The 20,659-nt window shown below is 59.7% G+C and carries 16 protein-coding genes; 6 read left to right on the forward strand and 10 right to left on the reverse strand.

The genetic code is table 11. The features are described from left to right. Window positions 1-9: 9 nt before the first annotated feature. The 6 genes from ACO07N_RS01790 to ACO07N_RS01815 form a co-directional block, all read right to left on the reverse strand. Entirely contained in the window at window positions 10-1,266 is a 1,257-nt protein-coding gene (locus ACO07N_RS01790) for a glycosyltransferase family 4 protein (protein ID WP_421979377.1), read from the reverse strand. After that, complete coding sequence (locus ACO07N_RS01795) at window positions 1,263-2,111, reverse strand: class I SAM-dependent methyltransferase (RefSeq protein ID WP_421979378.1); 849 nt, start codon at window positions 2,109-2,111, stop codon at window positions 1,263-1,265. Before ACO07N_RS01795 ends, ACO07N_RS01790 begins: the two co-directional genes overlap by 4 nt. Further along, window positions 2,108-4,318 carry a glycosyltransferase family 2 protein gene (locus ACO07N_RS01800; RefSeq protein ID WP_421979379.1) on the reverse strand — a complete coding sequence of 737 codons (2,211 nt, stop codon included), beginning with the start codon at window positions 4,316-4,318 and terminating at the stop codon, window positions 2,108-2,110. The genes ACO07N_RS01795 and ACO07N_RS01800 overlap by 4 nt, the downstream gene beginning before the upstream one ends. Window positions 4,319-4,415: 97 nt before the next feature. Continuing rightward, window positions 4,416-5,018 (reverse strand): calcium-binding protein, encoded by a 603-nt coding sequence (locus ACO07N_RS01805; protein WP_421979380.1) that lies wholly within the window; start codon window positions 5,016-5,018, stop codon window positions 4,416-4,418. Window positions 5,019-5,504: 486 nt separating this feature from the next. Beyond that, complete coding sequence (locus tag ACO07N_RS01810; RefSeq protein WP_421979381.1) at window positions 5,505-6,890, reverse strand: HlyD family type I secretion periplasmic adaptor subunit; 1,386 nt, start codon at window positions 6,888-6,890, stop codon at window positions 5,505-5,507. Further along, window positions 6,887-8,635, reverse strand: coding sequence for a type I secretion system permease/ATPase (locus ACO07N_RS01815; protein WP_421979382.1), 1,749 nt, complete (start codon window positions 8,633-8,635; stop codon window positions 6,887-6,889). Before ACO07N_RS01815 ends, ACO07N_RS01810 begins: the two co-directional genes overlap by 4 nt. Before the next feature lie 375 nt (window positions 8,636-9,010). Between ACO07N_RS01815 and ACO07N_RS01820 the strand changes: the two genes are divergently transcribed. Both ACO07N_RS01820 and ACO07N_RS01825 read left to right on the forward strand, forming a co-directional pair. Next, window positions 9,011-9,511: a MarR family winged helix-turn-helix transcriptional regulator gene (locus ACO07N_RS01820; RefSeq protein WP_420333720.1), complete on the forward strand. Its 501-nt coding sequence runs from the start codon at window positions 9,011-9,013 to the stop codon at window positions 9,509-9,511. 15 nt (window positions 9,512-9,526) lie between these two features. Then, window positions 9,527-10,786 carry a glycosyltransferase family 4 protein gene (locus tag ACO07N_RS01825; protein ID WP_421979383.1) on the forward strand — a complete coding sequence of 420 codons (1,260 nt, stop codon included), beginning with the start codon at window positions 9,527-9,529 and terminating at the stop codon, window positions 10,784-10,786. 64 nt (window positions 10,787-10,850) lie between these two features. Here the strand turns inward: ACO07N_RS01825 and ACO07N_RS01830 are convergent, their stop codons facing one another. Both ACO07N_RS01830 and ACO07N_RS01835 read right to left on the reverse strand, forming a co-directional pair. Further along, the gene (locus ACO07N_RS01830; protein WP_421979384.1) at window positions 10,851-12,329 is read right to left on the reverse strand and encodes a methyl-accepting chemotaxis protein; all 1,479 of its coding nucleotides are present in this window, start codon (window positions 12,327-12,329) and stop codon (window positions 10,851-10,853) included. A 332-nt stretch (window positions 12,330-12,661) separates the two neighbouring features. Continuing rightward, a complete protein-coding gene (locus ACO07N_RS01835; RefSeq protein ID WP_421979385.1) occupies window positions 12,662-13,798 on the reverse strand; it encodes an aromatic ring-hydroxylating oxygenase subunit alpha in 1,137 nt (378 codons plus the stop codon). 90 nt (window positions 13,799-13,888) lie between these two features. Here ACO07N_RS01835 and ACO07N_RS01840 point away from each other — a divergent pair, with 90 nt between their 5' ends. After that, the gene (locus ACO07N_RS01840; protein ID WP_421979386.1) at window positions 13,889-14,473 is read left to right on the forward strand and encodes a TetR/AcrR family transcriptional regulator; all 585 of its coding nucleotides are present in this window, start codon (window positions 13,889-13,891) and stop codon (window positions 14,471-14,473) included. Between the two features lie 55 nt (window positions 14,474-14,528). Here the strand turns inward: ACO07N_RS01840 and ACO07N_RS01845 are convergent, their stop codons facing one another. Both ACO07N_RS01845 and ACO07N_RS01850 read right to left on the reverse strand, forming a co-directional pair. Beyond that, entirely contained in the window at window positions 14,529-16,505 is a 1,977-nt protein-coding gene (locus tag ACO07N_RS01845) for a tyramine oxidase (protein ID WP_421979387.1), read from the reverse strand. A 181-nt stretch (window positions 16,506-16,686) separates the two neighbouring features. Then, window positions 16,687-17,658 (reverse strand): helix-turn-helix domain-containing protein, encoded by a 972-nt coding sequence (locus ACO07N_RS01850; RefSeq protein ID WP_421979388.1) that lies wholly within the window; start codon window positions 17,656-17,658, stop codon window positions 16,687-16,689. A gap of 398 nt (window positions 17,659-18,056) precedes the next feature. Here ACO07N_RS01850 and paaG point away from each other — a divergent pair, with 398 nt between their 5' ends. Genes paaG through paaK form a run of 3 tightly spaced genes read left to right on the forward strand, consistent with a single transcriptional unit; the run spans window position 18,057 to window position 20,645 of the window. Further along, window positions 18,057-18,851 (forward strand): 2-(1,2-epoxy-1,2-dihydrophenyl)acetyl-CoA isomerase PaaG, encoded by a 795-nt coding sequence (gene paaG / locus ACO07N_RS01855; RefSeq protein ID WP_421979389.1) that lies wholly within the window; start codon window positions 18,057-18,059, stop codon window positions 18,849-18,851. 1 nt (window position 18,852) lies between these two features. Then, window positions 18,853-19,296, forward strand: a complete 444-nt coding sequence (paaI, locus tag ACO07N_RS01860) for a hydroxyphenylacetyl-CoA thioesterase PaaI (protein ID WP_421979390.1) — start codon at window positions 18,853-18,855, stop codon at window positions 19,294-19,296. A 38-nt stretch (window positions 19,297-19,334) separates the two neighbouring features. Next, a complete protein-coding gene (paaK, locus tag ACO07N_RS01865) occupies window positions 19,335-20,645 on the forward strand; it encodes a phenylacetate--CoA ligase PaaK (protein ID WP_421979391.1) in 1,311 nt (436 codons plus the stop codon). Window positions 20,646-20,659: the final 14 nt, after the last annotated feature.

Raw genomic sequence — 20,659 nt, forward strand, 5'->3', positions numbered from 1 at the left:
GTGCTCTCGTCAGGCTGCAGGGTCGTCCGCGAACCGGCTCTGGTCTTCAAAAAGCTGGATATACTGCTCCGCGACCCCGGAAACGGTAGGAGGCTGTTGGGTGTTCTCCGCCAGGTCCCGATACATCTTCGGGTCGGCGGCGGCTTTTTCCATCATGGAAGCCAGGCCGGACGGATCGTTTCTGCGCACGTGAAGCCCGTCAACACCGTTTCGAACCGCTTCCGCCATTCCCCCGGCGCCGGTCGTGATCACGGGTCTCTTGTGCTGCTGCGCCTCGGCGATCACCAGCGGCGCGTTTTCCCACCAGAGCGAGGGCACAATCACCCAGTCGACCGGCTCGATGAGGTCTGCAACGTCATGCGGCTTGTAGGGCCCGAGACGAATGACGTACGGAGCCGTGTCCTTGAACAGCGCCTCGATCCGGCCGACGAATTCCGAACTCTGAAAGGGAGAGCCGCCATGCACGCGCAGCTCGAAGTCGACGTCGCGCTCGATCAGCAGCTTTGCCGCCTGCAGCAGGACCTCGATGCCTTTCCAGGGCGTCATGTTTCCGAAAAAGCCGAATACACGTTTCGGGTCCTCGGTCCCGGCCCGGCTCTCGGCCGCTGCGGTTTCGGGACGGCCATTGCGGATGACCGAAATCTTGTCGGCCGGCAGCCCCCAGCGGATATAGACATCCCTCAGGAAAGCGCTCGGCGAGACGAACTGGTCGACCGCCTGGAGATGGGTCTTGATGAAACGCTCGCGCAGCCGCATGTCATTGGGCTTCGCTGCCTCGACACAGCGGCACAGGCCGCCCGGGCCAAGCGCTGCACACGGTTCATCGGGGCTTTGCATCAGGACGCCGTCATTCGCACAGATCGCGTAATAATCATGCAGGGTCATCACGATGCGGACGTTCGGAAGCACGCGGCGGATCAGCACCGGCAACTCGACGCCAAACAGGATCAGATGGTGGATATGCACCACATCGGGCCGGAAACTCTCCAGCAGGGCGGTCATGTCGGGAACGAACGCTCTGAGGTCGATCTGGCTCATGTTGAAGCGGTCGAAGTGGCCCGCCCACATCAGCAATTCATCGCCGCTGTCGCTGATCGCCTGAAAGCTGGTGCCCGGGTGCGGTTCGCGGTGCAACTGGTTGGTGGCGCCGACGAAGAGCGACTGGTGCCCCGCATCCCGGTATGCCCTGGAGAGTTCAAGCGCAACAGTCTCCGTACCGCCGGGATGGAGGTCCGGATGATTGTGCGCGAAAACCAGAACCCTCATGCGCCCTGTCCCCGCGACGACTTAACGGCGACAAAGAAATCCTGGTAGTGCCGGCTGCCGGTCTGACCGCGCCAGTGTCCGAGTTTTTTCAGCGCGACATCAAAGCCCGTTCTGTGCAGCGTCGTGTCCAGGAACCCGTCGTCGAAGGCGACCGCGGCAAGGGGCGCAGCCTTGTCCGCGTGCCAGGACGGACCTTCGGGCGACCGGTGAAACCGGATCCTCGGCGTCAGGTCAGCGTTGCGCTGGCTTTCCGGCTCCATGATGAAGGCGGAAACGAACAGCCGGCCACCCGGCTCGAGCAGCCTGGAGATTTCACGGAAATAGGGCTCGATTTCGTTGGCCGGCAGATGCGTGACGACGGACGTCATGATCGCGAAGTCGAAGGAGCCGCTATCGAACGGCAGCGACAGGTCAGTGCCTCTGATGCGCCCATTCGGATTGTAGAGTTCGTTGGCGATATCGAGATGCATGAAACGGAAATTGGGGTAGACGCTTCCGATATGCTGCGCGCTCCAGTGAATGCCGGCAGGAGCCGGGTCGAGACCGGTATACTGCCCATCTTCCGGGTCGAGATACTGCGTCAGCGGAACCGCCATCCGCCCGATGCCGCATCCGATATCGAGGACGCGTTCGTCTTCGCGCAGTCCGCCGAGATCGACAAAGTGTCCCAGAAACTCGGTTCCGATTGCCAGGTAGTCGCCGTCGCCGACAAAATTCTCTTCCTGCGGCGGGACGGGCAGAAAACGGTTCCGCTCAATCGTTTTTTGAAGCAGGGCAAGCCGCTCGCCGCCCAGCGGTGCCGACTTCAAACGGACATGGTCCGGAATGACAACGGGTGAATTCATCCGGCCAGTACCCCGTCCCTTGCCCCGATTGACGACATGACATCCATAATTTCCTGTTCCCATCTGAGTTGCTGAAGCCAACGATTGTACTGAGACGCAACTCCCCGCGTGTAATCACCGTTTTTCTTTATGGAAATACGCTCGAAGTGATAAAGCTCAACATCACCCAAGTAATAGATCTTCTTGTTGCTGGCCCTTAACTTGAGACAGAGATCGCTGTCCTCGTAGTCGCCGATGATGAAGTCGGTCGTATAGCCACCGGCCTGCTCAAAGTCGGAACGCGCCATCACGAGACACGCACCGGTCACACCCGGCACCTCCCGCGACAGGCTGGCCTGCGCATAGAAACGCGGAAAGCCCTTGAAGTAGTGGTGGTTGAACCAGCGCTTCTTTTCGTCGTGAATGAACTTCAGGCCGGCATGCTGAATGGCATTGTCCGCGTAAAGCAGCTTCGCCCCGACCGCGCCGACCTGCTCGTCCATCATCAGGCTGGCACAGAGCTGCTCGAGCCATCCGCTCCCGGTGGGCACGACATCGGAGTTGATCATGGCCAGGTAACGGCCTTTCGCGCGCGCGGCCCCGGCATTGCACGCCAGCGCGTAACCGCCATTCTGCTCCATGACCACGAGCCGGATCGGCAGACCGTAGAGAAGATGGAATCCGATCAGCAGGTCTTCCACATGGGTCGCCTGTTCCGGGGAATCCAGCACGAAGATGATTTCCGCGTTTTCAGCCAGCCATCTGTCCGACGCGAACGCGGCAAGCTGCGGCTTGATGAACTCGTACACCTTGTAGAGCGGAATCACGATCGAAACCGTTGGCGCATCGACCGGAGCACCGATCGTGATTTCGCCGGGAGTCCCGACCTGGTCTATGAAGCGCTTCTGCAATTCGGCGAAGGGCTGCGCGAGACATTGCGAGATGACATCATCGCTCGCATGCCTGGGTGGAACCACTCCGAGCGCGCTCGCCCTGCTGTCCACCGCATCGCCCGGCTGCGGCGGCGGAACGAGAGATGCCCGCTCGCCCGACGCCAGCCTCAGCTCAAATCGTGGCTGGATGTGATGCTTCATCTTCGCACCCGCCGGCGCAAAGGCAACAAACTTGCGGATCGCGTATCCGCCCTGGGATTCGGGAAGGACACCATCGAAAGTGTGCAGTTCGAGGGGTTGCGGCTCAAGCCCGGGAACCAGGAGATCGAGCCCGGCATACGATCTGCCCGGATCGCGCATCCAGCCGCCGGCAAGCACGCCGCTGTCGACGGTCAGGGCCGTTTCCACGGCACAGAAGGATGCCGTTTCGCCAAGCGCGCCATGCCGTCTGGCCGGCATCGGTTCCGCCAGTTGAAGGTCGCGCACGGCCGCCCTGGTTTCCGGCGTCTTGCTGCCAAATCTGGTAATGAGATGATCGCGCAGTTCCGGCAGCTTGCGCGTGTTGGCCGCCCACCATGTGCCGAGCGAACGCGGCTCGCCGCCGGATTCAAGGCGCCGTATGGCAAGCCCCCAGGGGCCGGACAATACGAGAAAACTTTTCGACGGTGCCTTTGCGCTTGAGACCGCACCGACGAACAGGCGGTTCTTGCCGCCGTTGTAGAGGGCATTGAACGGCTCGGTCTCGAGCCGCCTGATGCCGTCGTCGCCGATCAGCACGGCGGAGGTGACGTCGGCGCACTCGCTGTTCAGGAGGGTTTCGATAATTCTGGTCTCGCCCACGCACGCGACACAGTCGGCAACAGGAGGCGCATCGTTCACCGAATGCAGCAGCTTCCTGGCGAAGCCGAGAAAGCTTCGCGAGCGCGAAAGCCGGAACATGCCGGACCAGGTGTTGAGAATCGTAGTGACGAGTACCGCGCAGGCGTTCTGGGTCAATCCGTTCGTGAGCGCGAACGGGTCCGCTGCGACCGCGCCGGATTCGGGACTGAACGCCAGTTCGGCGCCCGAGCCGACCGTTCCAGCGGTCAGCTTCAACCGCAGCGGCGCCGCATCCTTCACACCGAGCGCCCAGACGATCCGCGAACGGCCGTCGAGCAAGGCGAGACGCACGCTGGCCATGGCGGAGAACTTCCGGCTCGACATCTCCTCGAGCTGCGGCGGCGCATTGACGGTGTGAGCAGGATCCCAGGCGACCAGATAAACCTCAGGCGTCAACTGCAGAAACTGCGGGGCATCGAATGGCGATTCCGCGTATGTGCCGAGAGTTTCGAGCATCTTTAAACTTTACTACGTAACGATACGCTGATCCGGCCGGCGAATGACGACAGCACCGGGGCCGCCCGACGGGACGGACACCCCCGGGGCAGTCACGTTATGTCACGACGATGAAGCCTTCAGGATTGTCCTTCAGGTCATCTGCATCGATGTTGTTGAGCGTCACGGTGTCGCCGTTGCCCAGATCGATGACCGTATTGTTGCCGACCTGCGTCGCGCGATCCGCGACGTCCGCCGCAGAGCCAATACCGGTGTTGTTGATGTTTGCGGAAATCTGGACGAGATCGCCGACCTGGAAATCCATGATGATGTCGTTGCCACCACCACCGGTGAAAACGAACACGTCGTGGTTTCCGCCACCGAACATCAGATCGTTGCCGGCACCGCCGTCGATGATGTCGGTTCCCTCTCCGCCGAGGATGATGTCGCCACCATCGCCGCCTTCAATATAGTCGGACCCGGAACCACCGAAGATGGTGTCCGCGTCAGCGCCGCCAAGAATGACGTCGTTGCCGCCTTCGCCGAAAATCTTGTCGGCACCTTCGCCACCGACGATCAGATCTCCGCCTTTGCCACCGAAAAGAAAGTCGTCGCCTTCATTGCCCACGACAACATCCGCTTCGCCCAGCCCGAAAATGAAATCCTGGGCACTTGTACCCTGTAGGAAATCCTGGAAAGCACTGCCTTCAATTGTGGCCATAGCTTACTCCTGAAGTTTACCTCACTTAAACAACGCCCCGGAAACCGCGGCACCCCGCACCGCACAAATCCCGTTTTCTTGCGGTGCGAAATTACAATACACATTTATAACTGTAAGCAAAGGGATGAATAGTGAAAAAAGTAAGGCAATATTTAGGATATAGAGTATTTTATATGATATTACTCAAAGGATATACCAATTTTACCAGACTAATTCAGATGATTTACATCGATTTTCGAAACGTTTTTCCTCTTTTTGCAAGGTAAAATACGCCAACAAAGATATTTTAATCATTATTATCAATAACTTAAATCAGAAAAAATAAATTTTCGAACTAAACCCGCATACACGCGAAGGTTAGTAGAACTAAAGAAAAAAGTCTGAAAGCCGTTACACGTGCCGCAATTCTATGCTGCAATGCACAAATGAACGGCAGCTCAACAATGAGCTGCCGGCATCAAGAAAATTTACAGGGATAGTCAGGTGTCAGTCTTCGCGGAAAGCGCGGCTCCAGCTGTCTGAAATCGGTTCCACGAGATATTCGATCGCCTTGCGCGCCCGGCGCACGATCAGCACTTCGGCGGGCATTCCCGGATAAAGGGCAACGACCGGATTGTTCGCAAGCTCCGTCTGGTCGACCTCCGCCCGGACCACGTAGAACGCTTCCTGTGTCTGCTGGTCGACGCTCTGGTCGGCCGCGACGAAGGACACCGCGCCTTCCAGGGGACGCACGTTCCGCCTGTCATAGGCAGTCAGCCTGATTCGCGCCTGCGATCCCACCCGGACATGATCAATGTCCTTGAGGTTCATGCGCACTTCAACGAGCATCTTCTCGTCCTGGGGGACGATGTCCATGATGGCCTTGCTGGGCTCGACAACGCTGCCCGGCGTGCGCATCTCGATATCGTAGACAATCCCGCTTTGCGGGGCATAGACGACCAGCCTGTCGAGAATATCCTTTGAAGAAATGATCTGCTCGTTCGTGGTGTTGAGTTCGAGCTGTGCCGTCAGGATCTCGCTCGCGATTTCGCTCTGCAGTTCCTGCTCGGCCTGCAGAAGCGCCACTTCCGCGCCCTGCCGCGCCTTCTCCAGCTGCGCCTTGTCCGCCGCAAACTGGCCGCCGTCGCCGATCAGTTCGCTGAGTTCCAGCTGTTCGTCGCTCAGGATCGCCTTCGAGGCGAAACCCTTCTTTTCCAGCAAGGTAAGGGCTTCGACCCTTTCCTTGAGCAACGCCTGCCGGGTCGTGTTCGCCTGGATCTGAGCTTCGGTGGCCTCGATCTGGGCCTCGAACTGCTCGATTTCCTTCTGCCGGAACGCGACCTTGCCTTCATAGACCTTGCGCCGCTTTTCAAAGAAGCGCTGCTCTGCCGCCATCACGTCCGCGACGGCGATCGCATCGCTTTTCGTCAGTTCCGGAGGCATCTCGATCTCGTCCTTCAGGTCCCTTTCCGCGCGCAGCCTGGCAAGCGTCGCCATCAGGCTGATCCTCTTGGCGCGCAACTGGGCAAGTTCCGCGCGCGCCCGCGTGTCGTCCAGTTCGACCAGCGGCTGGCCTGCCTTTACGAAGTCTCCTTCCTGGACGAGAAGCCGGCGCAGTATGCCGCCCTCAAGATGCGTGATCGTCTTCCTCTGGCTGTCGACGACGACCTTGCCGGTCGCAACCGCCGCGCTGTCGAGATCCGCCGTGAAGCCCCACAGAAGGAAGCCGCCGAAACCGATCACGACCGCGATCGACGAGGCGATCAGCGGACCGCGTAGGCTCGTGGGTTTTTCCGCGTCCAGATTGTCCACCGGCTGCCAGAACGGTCTCTGGGCGGTGCCGGGCGCGTGCTGCGCCGTCTTAGCGACCTTGTTTTCCGGATCCGTTTTCATGCGACCTCTCCATTCGGCGGAAGGGCAGGTGTCGGTTTTGGTGCAGGCAGGCGCCGGGAGATATTGCTCACGACCTCCGTCCTGTCACCGAACTGGCTGATCCTGCCGTCTTCGAGCACCAGGATCTTGTCCGCAGCCTCCATGATGGCCGGGCGGTGTGCAATCACGATGACGATGGCACCATCTTCCTTGGCGCTCGAAATCGCCCGCAGGAGCGCAACTTCGCCTTCGGTGTCGAGATTTGCGTTGGGTTCGTCGAGAACCAGCAGGCGGGGGCGCCCGAACAGGGCTCTCGCCAGAGCGACCCGTTGCTTCTGTCCGCCCGACAATGTGAACTTGTTGTCGCCGACGGGCGTGTCGTAGCCGAGCGGCATGCGGCCGATCATTTCATGAACGCCGGCGGATCGCGCTGCGTCGATGACCATTTGCGGATCGGCATCGTACATGCGCGAGATGTTCTCGCGCACCGTTCCGTCCAGCAGCGACACCGACTGTGGCAGATAACCGATCATCGCGCCGAAAGACGCGCGCTCCCACAGATAGACATTGTGTCCGTCCAGGAACACGCCGCCGGTCGTCGGCTGGAGAGCACCGACCAGAAGACGCGCCAGTGTCGACTTGCCGGCCGCGGACGGCCCGACAATGCCCAGAACATCGCCTGGCTCAAGAGTGAAGGAAATGCCCTTGATCACCGGGACCGGCGTGTTCGGCGCGACAAAGACAAGCTTGTCGACCATGAGCGGACCCTGGCTGGGCGGCGTTGCGATGGTTTGCCGGATGGATGCGTGATTCTCCAGAACGTCGCGAACCCGGCCCCAGGCCGTGAACGCAAACACCCACTGTCTCCAGTTCTCGGTCATGTTGTCGAAGGGCATCAGCAACCGGCCCGTGATGATGCTGGCGGCAATCATCGTACCTGCCGTCACCTCTCCCTTGATGACCAGATCGGCACCAAGTGCGAGCACGCCGATCTGCATGCCCATGCGCAGGCTCCGGGTGAGCGCGTGGATCGCCTTACCGCGCCGGCTGCCATAGGCCATCAGTTCGCTCGCATGCAGCTGTCTCTTTTGCCAGCGCCGCGCAAGCGCTGGCATCAGCCCCATCGCCTCGATCGTTTCCGCGTGGCGCAGCGTCGATCCCATCTTCGCGACATTTTCCACATTCGCGGAATTGGCTTCCTTCAGCAGGGAGCGGGTCGCCATGTCAGAGATGAGATTGAGCCCGATCAGGACAAAAGCTGAGATTATGGCTAACAGACCGTAAAGCGGATGCAGTATGAACAGTACGGCCAGGAACATGGGCACCCAGAGCGCTTCGAGAGGGGCGCTGATGGCGTTGCTGGTGATGAAACTCCTAAGATCACTCAGGTCGCGAAGCACCTCGGAGGCCAGGCTGCCGCCCTTTTCCAGGGAAGATTTAACCCCTGCCTCGATCGCGGTGTGATTCAGCCGGCGGACGAGTTCGGTGCCCATGACCTGGAAAATCTGGCTTCTGATGAACTCCAGAATCCCGTAAAGCGCCAGTGCGCCGGCGGCAATGATGACGAGCATCCCGAGCGTGTCGAGGCTCTGGCTGTTCAGAACCCGGTCGTGAACCTGCAGCATGAAGAGCGGAGCTGTAAGCTGCAGGAGCGTGATGAAGCCGCTTAAAATAGCGGCAGCGATTAATCCAGTTGCAAAGGTCTTCCGGGCCTCTCGAACCAGCAAGGACGGGTCGTTTGCCGCTGGTTTCACCTGCTCAACCATTCACCATTCTCCAAACATTCAACCCAAAGACGAGTTCGCACGTGCGAAAAAATTCAGTATTTGCCTAGAAATCGACACATCTTTTCCCTATAAATGATGGAAGGTTGTAGACTAACTTGAGAGAAGTTTGGGATTTAATTGTGGCACGCAATTGATTCTCATGCAAAAGATAAAATTATAAATAAAAATAACAAACCACCGCGAAGACAAGGAGCAACTCGGTAATGAAAGTATTTCGAATTTAGTTCGAAATTTGGTGGGAGTTAGGGGCGTATGCACAAAATATTCACTGATGCACCACAACAGATAAATGGCCGGATCAACATCCCCAAACCAAAGGTGGACGAGAATACATACAAAATAGCGGAGTCGGACATGAGGGCCGAAATGAACCCGTACTCTCACGCAAACCACTTCGAACTCGTTCGCGTTATCGAGAGAATGTACCGGCGCTATCTGGACCGTCTTCGCGTCGACCTGATCCGTATCGGGGCGGATGACATATCGCCGTCTCACGCGATGCTCCTGTTCACGATTGGCGACGACGACCTGTCGGTTCGCGACCTTATGGACAGGGGGCACTACCTCGGATCCAATGCCTCCTACAGTCTGAAACAGCTGGTTCAGTCGGGATATGTTGACCGCACCGCGTCCGCGCGGGACAGGCGGTCGGCCAGGATCAGACTGACCGACAAGGGCAAGTCGCTCTGCCAGGCGATCAAGTCGGCGGACGAGGTCAACCAGGCACAGATCGTGCGCAACGAGCGCGACCGCATGGCCCTGGAAGAAACCTTCGCCCTGCTGCGGAAACTGGAAGTCATCTGGGCGACCGATCTCCAGCAGCGCAACGGCCGGATGGGCGTCAACGGGTTCTGACCAGAGGCGCCGCCAATGCATGTTGTTTTTGTGCACCGGCATGGCCCCGGGCAATTTGTACACATTGCCCGGCGTCTCATCCTTGACGGGTGGACGGTCACGCTGGTCTGCGAAAGCACCGACAGGCCCGTCCCCGGGCTCCGCGTATTGCGGTATGGCAGCACGGACACCGGCGCGCACGGGCGCCGGGACCGCAAAGAAGCATCCATTCCCTACATTGAGGCAGGTCGGCGCGTTGCCGACATTTTGAGCCGGCTGTCGCTGCACGGCAGAGCGCCGGATCTCGTTGTCGGGCATATTGCCTGGGGCGGGATGATGTTCGTCAAGGACGCCCTTCCCGATACGCCTGTGATCGGGTTTTGCGAGTATTATTTCCATTCCCAGGGTGGAGATGCCGGCTTCGCCCCGTCGGACGAGATCAGCCTTGAGCGAAGGCAGACCATGCGTCTGCGCAACACCGTGCAACTGGCAACGCTCGACCAGATGGACTACGGCATCAGCCCGACGATATGGCAGAAAAGCCGATATCCTGCCGAATACCGCAACAAGATCGTGGCCCAGCACGAAGGCATTGATACCTCCCGCGCGCGTCCCGACGCCCTGGCTTCCTTCCGCTTGCCGGATGGAACGCTTTTGAGTGCGGGCGATCCGGTGGTTACCTTCGCGGCCCGCGATCTGGAACCCTACCGCGGCTTTCCGCAGTTCATGCGCGCTGCGGCAGCAGTCGGCAAACGCAATCCCGATGTCCGTTTCGTCATCGCGGGCGGTGACGGCATAAGTTACGGAAGCGGACCGCAGGGCGGTGACAACTGGCGCAAACAGCTTCTGGAGGAAACCGGGCTGTCACCGGACAAGGTGCATTTCCTCGGTCAAATTCCCCATCGCGATCTTGTGCGACTGTTTCAGGTAACGGCAGCCCATGTCTACCTGACCTACCCCTTCGTCCTCTCCTGGTCGTTTCTGGAAGCCATGTCCTGCGGAGCACCGGTCATCGCGTCCGCCACACCGCCGGTGCGGGAAGTCGTCAGCGACGGCATCAATGGCCGCCTGGTGGATTTTTTCGACACCGACGGTTTTGCGGAAAAAATAGAGGACGCCCTGGCAAATCCGGACGCCTTCCGCCCGCTGCGCGCCGAAGCGCGACGGACAATCGTCTCGCGCTATGATCTGAATGACTGTTGCGCGAAACTGCACCGGTTCATGCTGCAGGTGGCGGCAAAGCGCCAAGAGACGCCATCAGTGCAGCAGGACCCTGCAATTCCGCTCAATGCCTGACGTGATCCGGCGAGCACGCCGGCGCAGTCCCGGGTAAACAGGCACCGCCCTTTTGCGGTTGCCTTTACATCAGAGACTGGGACGCTTCGCGCACCGTCGCCGTCGATCCTTCCAGCTGGCTGGCAGCGGACGAAATGGTCTGGAGGTTGGAGGTTACCAGTTCGACCCCCTGGGCCGCCGATTGCATGTTGGACGAGATGTCGTTGGTGACGGCGGTCTGCTCTTCGACCGCGGTCGAGATGCTCGTGGCGATTTCGGCGATGTTCTTGATCACGCCCATGATCGACTCAATCGCTTCAACCGCCCGCTCGGTTGTTTCCTGCACGGAGTTGACCTGCGTGGAGATCTCTTCGGTCGCCTTGCTGGTCTGGGACGCAAGGCTCTTCACCTCGGAGGCAACCACCGCAAATCCCTTGCCCGCTTCGCCGGCCCGCGCCGCTTCGATGGTCGCATTGAGCGCCAGCAGGTTGGTCTGGTCGGCAATCCCGTCGATGAGTTCGATGACCGAACCGATCGTCTTCGCGTCTTCGGAAAGACCGGACATGATTTCGCTGGACCGTTCGGCCTCGCCCTGCGCGTTGCCGGACACCTCGAGCGCCACCTGAACCTGCCGGCTGATTTCCTGAATGGAGGCAACAAGCTCTTCGGAGGCTGCGGCAACTGTCTGCACACTTGAAGAGGTCTGTTCGGCCGCCGACGCGGATTCGCTGGCCTGGTGTGCTGCCTCTGAAATCGACTGGGACATTTCCGTCAGATCCGCATCGATCTGCTGCTGCACCGACCTGCGGCGCTGGCGCTCCAGCACCTGCTCCGTGATGTCGGATGCGAATTTCACGACCTTAAACGGACGGCCCGAGGCATCCATGATCGGGTTGTAGGTGGCCTGGATCCAGATCTCGCGCCCGCCCTTGGCAATGCGTTTGAATTCATCCGCCTTGAACTGACCCTCGGCAAGTTCTTCCCAGAACCGGCGGTACGCGTCGCTTTGACCGTACTCCGCCTCCACGAACATCCTGTGATGCTGGCCCCGGATCTCGTCGATCGTATAGCCCATGGCACCGAGGAAATTCTCATTGGCGTCAAGGATCGTGCCGTCGAGTTCGAAGTGAATCACCGCCTGCGAGCGATTGAGGGCGTCTACCTGCCCTTCAAAATCGGCGCTGCGTATTTTCTGCGCCGTGATGTCGGACGCGATCTTGACGACCTTGACCACCTTGCCGGCTGTGTTGACAACCGGATTGTAGGAGGCTTGGATCCAGACCTCGTTTCCGGCCTTGTCGAACCGCAGGAATTCTTCCGCCTTGAATTCGCCGTCTGCAAGTTCGGCCCAGAACTCCTTGTACTCCAGGCTGTTGCCATAGTCCGGGTCCACGAACATCCGGTGGTGCTGGCCCTTGATCTCGTCGAGCGTGTAACCCATTGCCCCGAGGAAGTTCGGATTGGCATTCAGGATGTGCCCGTCCGGCGTGAACTCGATCATTGCCTGCGAGCGGCTGAAGGCCTCGATTGTTGCCTTTGCGGAGTTGCCGAAAAAAAGCGTCATGGCGTGTCCCTTCGGACTCAAAGTTTTCATTGCCGTTGAGTTACGCACTGTTAAGTAAAAAAAATATTGATCCAAAACGTTTTTGGAGTCGTATGAGCGCATTTTTGACTTCCGACAAAAGAATTGACACTTCAACCTTAAGTATATCAGTGAAACTATTCTTCGCAGAGATAATCAGTAAAATTGCCAATAAACGCTTGTCAGAATGCGCCAGGGCGCCCGAAATGCAAAAAACTGCAAATCTTGGTTGAAATTTGAACCGCCTTCAAAAAAAACCTATTGGCGAGGAAAAATTCGTTTCCCGTTTACAGCCAGACACGGAAATCCGGTCCTCATGCCAGGAATTTCTTGACCTCTTCGTTGAATCTGTGAAGGGCACCCTCGTAGCGCCCGAAGGTCAGGACCGTGTTGGCACCGCTCTCAAGCCCGGCCTGCACCGCTTCGTTGACGGCAAAATCTTCGGCAAGCGTCAGCGACGTGATCTTGTGGTTCCGTTGCCAATGCTCCGACCGGCTTTCCGTTATTTCCGCCGCCGGTGCCAGGGTGGTGATTTGAACTTCGGTATGCCCGGACGAGTGAGGATGCAGTCTCACCCAGGCTACGTGGTCCTGCATGAGCAGGAACTGGTTCGCCGGGAAAACGCTGTAAAGAACATTGGCATGGTCGCGAATGGACCAGCCCTCGGCGTCACCGGCGTTGAGGTACGCGATGGACGTCCGCGGCAGAACCGACCGGATATGGGACCCGAGCATCTCGTAGCTTGAGAGGTTGTCCGGGAAATGCGGACCGATGGTGTCCTTGTGCGTCACCTTGAAATGATAGGCCTCAAGCCCTCCTTCGACCAGCAGCTTCCAGTTCGCGGCCAAAGTGAACGTGTCGCTGGCCGCAATCCCGAGCATGTCCAGGCCGGCCCAAGCAAGGTCCCCGGCAATCGGATCGAGAAACGCGTCGAAGTCCGGTGTCCCGTCGGGGTCGGCGACCACCCAGACAAGTCCGAAGCGCTCCACGGCCGGCAGTCGCCTGAGGGCGAAGGCCTCACGATCCAGATCCGGGAAGCCTGGTTTTTCGTGCGGAACGCCGCGCAGCGCACCGGAACTGTTCCAGGTCCAGGCATGATAGGGACAACTGAAGCTGTGCTTGCAGCCCCTGTCTTCACCGACAAGGCGCGCGCCCCGGTGACGGCACACATTGACGAACGCATTGACCGCGCCATCCCTGTCACGCGTGAGCAACACCGGCAGTCCGCCAAATTGCCGCGTCAGGAAGCTGCCGCTTTCGGGCAATTCTCCGGCATGCGCGGCAATTATCGGAAGCCGCCGGAAGATCCTGCTCCGCTCACGCTCGAACCGGTCGGCACACAGATAACGTTCGACTGGAGATGACTGAACGTTGTCATCGAGAAAGAACAGGCCGTTCTCCTTCAACCCTTTCAGTTCCTGCAACAGCGAGATTTCCAGCGCGCGGTCCATCTTCTTTCTCTCTGCAAACTGCTTGCCTTACCAATCGGTAAGTCATACTTTACGACTGGTAAGTTGTCAATTGAATGCTATGATCGCGCCATGACCGGGCAAATCGATTCTCCGAAAAAGAAGTTCATCGACACGGCATTACAGCTGTTCTCAGAACGCGGGTTCTACGGTGCGTCCCTGGCGGATGTCGCCGCTGAACTGGGGCTCACGAAACAGTCGATCCTGTATCACTTCAAGACGAAGGAAGCCCTCTACGCCGCAGTGTTGACGGACGTTTCCGGGCGGTTCGATGCCATCATCGAGGACGTTTCGCGACTGGATCAGAGCGCGGAGAAAAAGCTGCGTTTCTTTCTGGAAAGACTGCTGGATCACGCACAGCACGCACCTTGCGACGGCCGGCTCATCGCCAGGGAACTGCTCGACAATCTGGACCGTGTCGAGACCAGCCGGAAGTGGTACCTGAAGAGCTTCCTCGACAAGAGCGTCGATCTGCTCACCGACCTGCCCAAATGGCGCTACCGCACCGAAGCGGAACGCACCGCAGCCGCCTACCAGTTGATCGGTGCGGTCAGTTATTTCGCGATTTCCGAGCCCACGCTGCACGCGATCTGGGGGCGAAGCAAACTGGAAGACACAAAAGACGTCTTCCTGTCCACTCTGCTATTGCGCCTGTAAGTCCAGGCGCCGGCGCCACAACACGGACCGGGGCGCGTGCGCCCCGGCCGGAATGCTATTTCCGCAATGTCATTGCCGGGTTATGCGCGAAGAAATTGAACGGCATGATGTGCACCGTTTTCCATTCCGTCGACATGACCGGCCAATCCTCCATGCGCGGGATGTGATGGAAGCCGGCAGTGAACCAGGACACCACGTCCTGGCCCATCAGCGGCCTGTCCGCCTTGACCCATTCGGCAAGCGTGTCCGACCCGTCGCTCTGCATGGCGTATTTGCCACCGGCATAGCGTTGTTCCGGATCATGTACCGTGGTCCAGGACGAGTATTCGATATAGGCGTTGCGCTTGAACGGCGGATCGATCTCGAAATCGAACGGGCCATAGGCGATCGAGCCGTGATGGATCATCCAGCCCGGTGTCTGCCCCAGATACCCTTCCCGTGCCGGATTGGTGATGTGCACGTGCTTGGGCTTTGAAGCGCTGAAGCGGTAGCGTGCGTCCAGTTCGCTGTCCGGCATCTCGTGCTTCCAGGTCCACATGGACCTGCGCGGATGGTTCGGGTCGAGGTCCGCGGGAACGATCTCCATCGTGCCCATGTGGTTGACCGGCTGATCGATGTCGAAGTCGATGCGGAAATTGAAATAGTGGTCGTGATTGGCGGCCACCAGGTTGGGTGCAATCAGCGTCCCGTATTTCGTATCCTCGGCCGCCGTCGCATCATTCATCGACGTCGATGCGACACCCTTGACCGCATCAAGACCGGTCGCGCCGATCTTGATGAAGATCTGCCCGTCCTGCTTCAGGCGGTAGTCGATCAGGTAGTCGTAGTTGCCGACTTCAGATGCGGTGCGCACGACCAGTTCGGTTTCCGGACGTCCTTCGGCCGGCGTGAACTGATCTGGGCCTTGCGCGAAGATCTCGAAATGACGCCAGGCCGGATCACCGATGTTGCGCTCGAAGATGCATATCGCATCCGGTATCTCCAGCGGAGCCCCGGCGTCATCCGTGATCAATGCGGGCAGGAAGGTCGCGTGGTCCGGGCAGTCGATCCCAGCCCGCAGCGGTGTCAGGAACAGACCGAACCCGTATTCGCCGCTGTCCATGTAGGTCCGCCAGTACCAGCCCTCGGTCGGGTCCATGTAGGGGACGAACACCTCGGACAGATGCATCTGGTAGATAACGGACCGCCACGTTCCCTGGTCATTTGCGTCGAGATTTGAAATGACCAGGCCCGGCCGCTTGTCGACACGGTAGTTGAAGCGCCAGATGTCCCATTCGACATGGCTGCCGTCGATCCTGTAGTTCGGGCCGCCCTCCTGCTTCAGAAGAACCCGGTTGGTCTCGGGGCGGAGCGGCACGCGTTCGGCGATTTCCTCTTCCGTGTACCCCCAGGGATCCTGGGGTATGGGAACGACCCCTGTATCGACGACCTCGATGACTGCCTTCTTGCCGACGTCGAACAGCGTGAACAACCCCTCGATGGGCTTGGCATAGAAATTCGAACCGGTCGGGTTCTGGTAGCAGGGGATTTTCATCAGGCGGGAATCTTCGAATTCCGGCGTAAAGAAGTTTCCGGCCGTCAGCGGCAGGCAGAAGGCATCCTCGGGTGTCAGCCCGCGGGCCTCAAGTCCGGCAATCATGTCCGGGTGGCTCAGCCCGCCTTCCAGTGCGGTCATGAATTCGGCGAAGAGGATCATCGGCTGGCCGGAATCCGGGATCGCCGCATTGCTCTCCACTGTGCCTTGCGTGATGTTGACGACGGCTTCGCTGAACCCATCCACGGTCGTGAACTGAACCATGGCCTTGCGGTCGAGCGCGTCGCCTTCGCTCCACGCCAGAACATCTGCCTTCGGCGGTTCCTTCAGCTCGATCAACGGGAACAGGGTTTCGTCCGTGACGGTCCCGCTGTCTTTCAGGATCTGGTTGATCTTCTGGTATTCTTCGGCCGTCAGTCCGTCCAGCGGATGCGCCAGTGCGCTCGTGGCCATGCCGGCCAGAACCGCGCCTGTGTTCAGGATCTGCTTGATTTTCATGAACCCTCTCCGGTTTCTCTTTTTGAGCCCGGAACCGGAACATCGAACACCGCGTGAGGTTCGGATCCAGAGCGTCCTCCCGGCTCCTGATCCAATGCGTGTTTTCGCGGACCGGCTCCCTCACGCATACGATACTCGGCCAGGCGCCGCAGTCTTGGGCGAGGACGCCAAAGGCTTTGGTTCAGAGCGACACTTTCTTCCTGAGATCGCCGGGCGGCATCCCGTACCTGTCGCGGAAGGCCCGGTAGAAATGGGAAAGATCGTTGAAGCCGCTTTCATAGGCGACATCGGAAATGGTATTGCGCCCCGGCCCTGCCGGTGCCGCGTTGAGGCGTGCCCGCGCTGTTTCCAGGCGGACCGCGAGCAGGCGCTTGCCGACGGGTTCGCCAAGCGCCCCGAATTGCCTTTGCAACGTCCGCGGCGAAACCTGGAGGAGCTCCGCCAGTTTCTGCGGCCCGAAATCGGGGTCGGTCGCGTGCCGGTCGATCAGCGACAGGGCACGCGACAACACCCCCTTGGATGTCCGGTCCCGAAGAGCCTCCTGATGTTCGACACTTCGGAAATAGGCTCCGAGGATACTGAGAAAGGCTTCCCCGTGATGTGGTGCGACGCTCGCGTCATCGGAAAAGATCTTGGTGAGCACGGCCCGCATCGCCACGAACAGGGGATCCGTGCGATCAATGGCGATTCCACCGGTGCAGATCGCGCCGAACCGGTGCAGCATTTCCGATCGGGGGAGATGGATCGACACCTGCCGCGCGTCGACACCGTTATAGACAAACTCCGAACAATGCGCGCTGTCCACAAGGTACATGTCACCGGGCGCGAGATGAACGGATGTGTCGTTCTGGTGGATCCAGCAATTGCCCTTGTCCTGTATCACCAGGAAGAGATGCTCTCCCGGGTCTCTCTTGATCATGCGCTTGTCGCGGAGAACACGTTTCGCATTTAGCGAAACGATCGCCGTTTCGAATCGTGACACGCTCACGGTGGAAACGTCGCCGTTCACACATCCGCTTCCGGTATCCGGCGGTTCGATTTCGAAATCGCCACACACATTGCGGATGTTTCCGGTCAGTTCCTCGACAGGCTGCAGCCGGGCACGCGTCGATGCCAGCGGTGATATGGGGAGATCGATGTCGTCAGGCGTCATTCGATCAACCTGTTCGCTGCGGGAGATGATCCGTGGGTTCGCTCGTGTCCTGGCAAGCTTAGACCCGGCAACGCTCTGCGGTAAAGAGAAGACCGGCCAAGTGGCCGGCAGTCCCCATGCACTGATCTGCTGTCGAGCAGTGCAGACCCGGACGCCGGGCCCTGCGGCGGATTGCTTCCATGCATGCTGTCCAATGGCCCCTCCCCTTGAAGAAATCAGACAGATCCGGCCGCTTGCGATCCCCGGTCCAAATGGGCACCATACGGTGCGGCCGCGCTTGCTCTGCCCCAGACGCTGATCACGCACGAAAATCAGACAACACTATAATTGATCGACCGGACGGTTTATGCAATAAGGAAATCGCGGACCCGAGGAGCCAGGGGTCCAGGGAGTGGAAAATGACGCAAAGCCAGACCGTTGTCTCGACGCTAGAGAACGGCGTCCTGAACATCACGCTGAACCGTCCGGACAAGCTGAATGCGTTCAACGAGGACATGCACCGCGCCCTTCGGGCTGCGCTCGAAGAGGCGAAGAAGGACGATGCGGTCCGCGCGGTTCTCCTGACCGGAGCCGGCCGGGGCTTTTGTGCCGGACAGGACCTTGGCGACCGCGACCCACGCAAAAGCACTGAAAAACCGGACCTCGGCCACACGCTCGACACCTTCTACAATCCCACGCTGCGGCTGATGCGCTCGCTCGAAAAGCCGATTGTTTGCGCCGTGAACGGCGTTGCCGCAGGCGCGGGCGCCAACATCGCACTGGCCTGCGACATCGTTTTGGCGGCGCGGTCCGCAAAGTTCATTCAGGCCTTTTCCAGGATCGGCCTCATTCCGGATGCAGGCGGCAGCTGGTCCCTGACACGTATCCTGGGGGAACCGCGCGCAAAGGCGCTTGCCCTCCTTGCCGAGCCTCTGTCGGCCGAGCAGGCCGAGAGCTGGGGCCTTATCTGGAAGACCGTCGACGATGATGCCCTCATGGAAGAGGCGGGAACGATCGCAACGCGGCTCGCGGCCGGCCCGACCGTCGGTCTCGGTCTCACGAAGCGGCTGATCCAGGCGGCACCGACACAGGACCTGGACACCCACCTGGACATGGAAAGGGATTGCCAGCGAACGGCCGGTTTCACCGATGACTATGCGGAAGGCGTGACGGCGTTTCTCGAAAAACGCCCGGCCGTGTTCAAGGGACGATAGCATGAAGCCCCTTGCCGAAATGACGCCGCAGGAACTGGCCGAAGCCTGCGCCCGGATCATGTGGGAAGACGACAATGCCTCGCAGGCGCTCGGAATGGAACTGGTGCGCATCGCCCCGGGCGAGGCCGATATGCGCATGACCGTGACGAGGATCATGACCAACGGTCACGGCAACATGCATGGCGGGTATCTCTTCGCGCTGGCCGACAGCGCCTTCGCCTTCGCTTGCAACACCTACAACCAGATGACAGTCGCCCAGCATTGCGCCATCACCTACGTCAAACCGGGCGCCCTCGGCGATGTTCTGACCGCACATGCGCGCGAAGTCTCCAAAGAGGGGCGATCGGGAATCTACGACATCAGTCTCACACGCGAAGACGGCACGGTGATCGCGGAGTTTCGCGGCCACTCCCGCACCATCAACCGCACATTCTTGACCGAATAACCAGAAACAGCGCACTCCGCGACCCGGGAGGACCCTCGATGATCGATCTCACCCCTGACCGTGACAGCCTTGACCCGATCGAGATCGCCAGCCGCGACGAGATTGCGGACCTGCAGCAAAAACGCCTGGCCTGGACACTCGACCATGCCTACGGGAACTCGCCTTTCTTCAAGGAGCAGTTCGACAGACACGGCGTCCGCCCGGGCGACTTCAAGTCTCTGGAGGATCTTGCCAAATTCCCTTTCACGGTAAAACAGGACCTGCGGGCCACCTACCCGTTCGGCATGTTCGCCACACCGCGCGAGGAGCTGGTCCGCATTCATGGCTCGTCCGGCACCACAGGCAAACCCACGGTGGTCGGCTATACGGCGAATGACATCTCCAACTGGTCAGATCTCGTCGCGCGTTCGATCCGCGCGGCCGGCGGACGCAAGGGCGACATTCTCCACAACGCCTATGGCTACGGCCTGTTCACAGGGGGCCTCGGAGCTCACTACGGCGCCGAAAAACTCGGCTGCACCGTGGTTCCGATTTCCGGGGGCATGACGGAACGCCAGGTCACGCTGATTGAGGATTTCCGGCCGGACGTCATTACCGTGACGCCCTCCTACATGCTCTCGATCCTCGACGAATACCGGCGTCTCGGTCTCGATCCGCGCCGGTCCTCGCTCAAGGTCGGCATCTTCGGTGCCGAACCCTGGACCAACGCCATGCGTGCGGAAATCGAGGAAGCATTCGACATGCATGCCGTCGACATCTACGGATTGTCGGAGATCATGGGACCCGGCGTCGCCCAGGAATGCGTGGAAACCAAGGATGGGCTGCATGTCTGGGAAGACCATTTCTATCCGGAAATCATCGATCCCGTCAGCGGCGAGGTTCTGCCGGACGGCGAGACCGGCGAGCTGGTCTTCACCACGCTGACCAAGGAAGGCCTGCCGATGGTGCGCTACCGCACCCGCGACCTCACCCGAATCCTGCCCGGCACCGCCCGGTCCATGCGGCGGATCGAAAAGATCACGGGACGCAGCGACGACATGATCATCCTGCGGGGTGTGAACGTCTTCCCGACCCAGATCGAGGAACAGATCCTGAAATGCGACGGTCTGACGGCGCATTTCCAGATCGAGCTGATACGTGAAGGACGCATGGACGCAATGATCATTCACGCCGAGGCAACACCTGAGCAAAGCAGCACCGAAGCCCGCGATGCATCGGCGAAGGAACTGGCCCATCACATCAAGTCGACAATCGGTGTGTCGTCTAAAGTACAGATCCATGAGCCCCACGGCGTTGCCCGTTCGCAAGGCAAGGCACAGCGTGTGGTCGACAACCGCCCGAAGGACTGAGCGCATGGGTCCGG

The sequence above is a fragment of the Roseibium sp. genome, assembly GCF_965229775.1.
GTDB lineage: Bacteria > Pseudomonadota > Alphaproteobacteria > Rhizobiales > Stappiaceae > Roseibium.

Excerpts from the sequence above, each read along its gene's own strand:
- ACO07N_RS01820 (WP_420333720.1), top strand. The coding sequence starts at position 9,011 with ATGAGGGCCGAAATGAACCCGTACTCTCACGCAAACCACTTCGAACTC.
- ACO07N_RS01805 (WP_421979380.1), bottom strand. The coding sequence starts at position 5,018 with ATGGCCACAATTGAAGGCAGTGCTTTCCAGGATTTCCTACAGGGTACA.
- ACO07N_RS01795 (WP_421979378.1), bottom strand. The coding sequence starts at position 2,111 with ATGAATTCACCCGTTGTCATTCCGGACCATGTCCGTTTGAAGTCGGCA.
- ACO07N_RS01815 (WP_421979382.1), bottom strand. The coding sequence starts at position 8,635 with ATGGTTGAGCAGGTGAAACCAGCGGCAAACGACCCGTCCTTGCTGGTT.
- ACO07N_RS01835 (WP_421979385.1), bottom strand. The coding sequence starts at position 13,798 with ATGGACCGCGCGCTGGAAATCTCGCTGTTGCAGGAACTGAAAGGGTTG.
- ACO07N_RS01850 (WP_421979388.1), bottom strand. The coding sequence starts at position 17,658 with ATGACGCCTGACGACATCGATCTCCCCATATCACCGCTGGCATCGACG.
- ACO07N_RS01845 (WP_421979387.1), bottom strand. The coding sequence starts at position 16,505 with ATGAAAATCAAGCAGATCCTGAACACAGGCGCGGTTCTGGCCGGCATG.
- ACO07N_RS01825 (WP_421979383.1), top strand. The coding sequence starts at position 9,527 with ATGCATGTTGTTTTTGTGCACCGGCATGGCCCCGGGCAATTTGTACAC.
- ACO07N_RS01790 (WP_421979377.1), bottom strand. The coding sequence starts at position 1,266 with ATGAGGGTTCTGGTTTTCGCGCACAATCATCCGGACCTCCATCCCGGC.
- ACO07N_RS01840 (WP_421979386.1), top strand. The coding sequence starts at position 13,889 with ATGACCGGGCAAATCGATTCTCCGAAAAAGAAGTTCATCGACACGGCA.
- ACO07N_RS01810 (WP_421979381.1), bottom strand. The coding sequence starts at position 6,890 with ATGAAAACGGATCCGGAAAACAAGGTCGCTAAGACGGCGCAGCACGCG.
- ACO07N_RS01830 (WP_421979384.1), bottom strand. The coding sequence starts at position 12,329 with ATGACGCTTTTTTTCGGCAACTCCGCAAAGGCAACAATCGAGGCCTTC.
- ACO07N_RS01800 (WP_421979379.1), bottom strand. The coding sequence starts at position 4,318 with ATGCTCGAAACTCTCGGCACATACGCGGAATCGCCATTCGATGCCCCG.
- paaG (WP_421979389.1), top strand. The coding sequence starts at position 18,057 with ATGACGCAAAGCCAGACCGTTGTCTCGACGCTAGAGAACGGCGTCCTG.
- paaI (WP_421979390.1), top strand. The coding sequence starts at position 18,853 with ATGAAGCCCCTTGCCGAAATGACGCCGCAGGAACTGGCCGAAGCCTGC.
- paaK (WP_421979391.1), top strand. The coding sequence starts at position 19,335 with ATGATCGATCTCACCCCTGACCGTGACAGCCTTGACCCGATCGAGATC.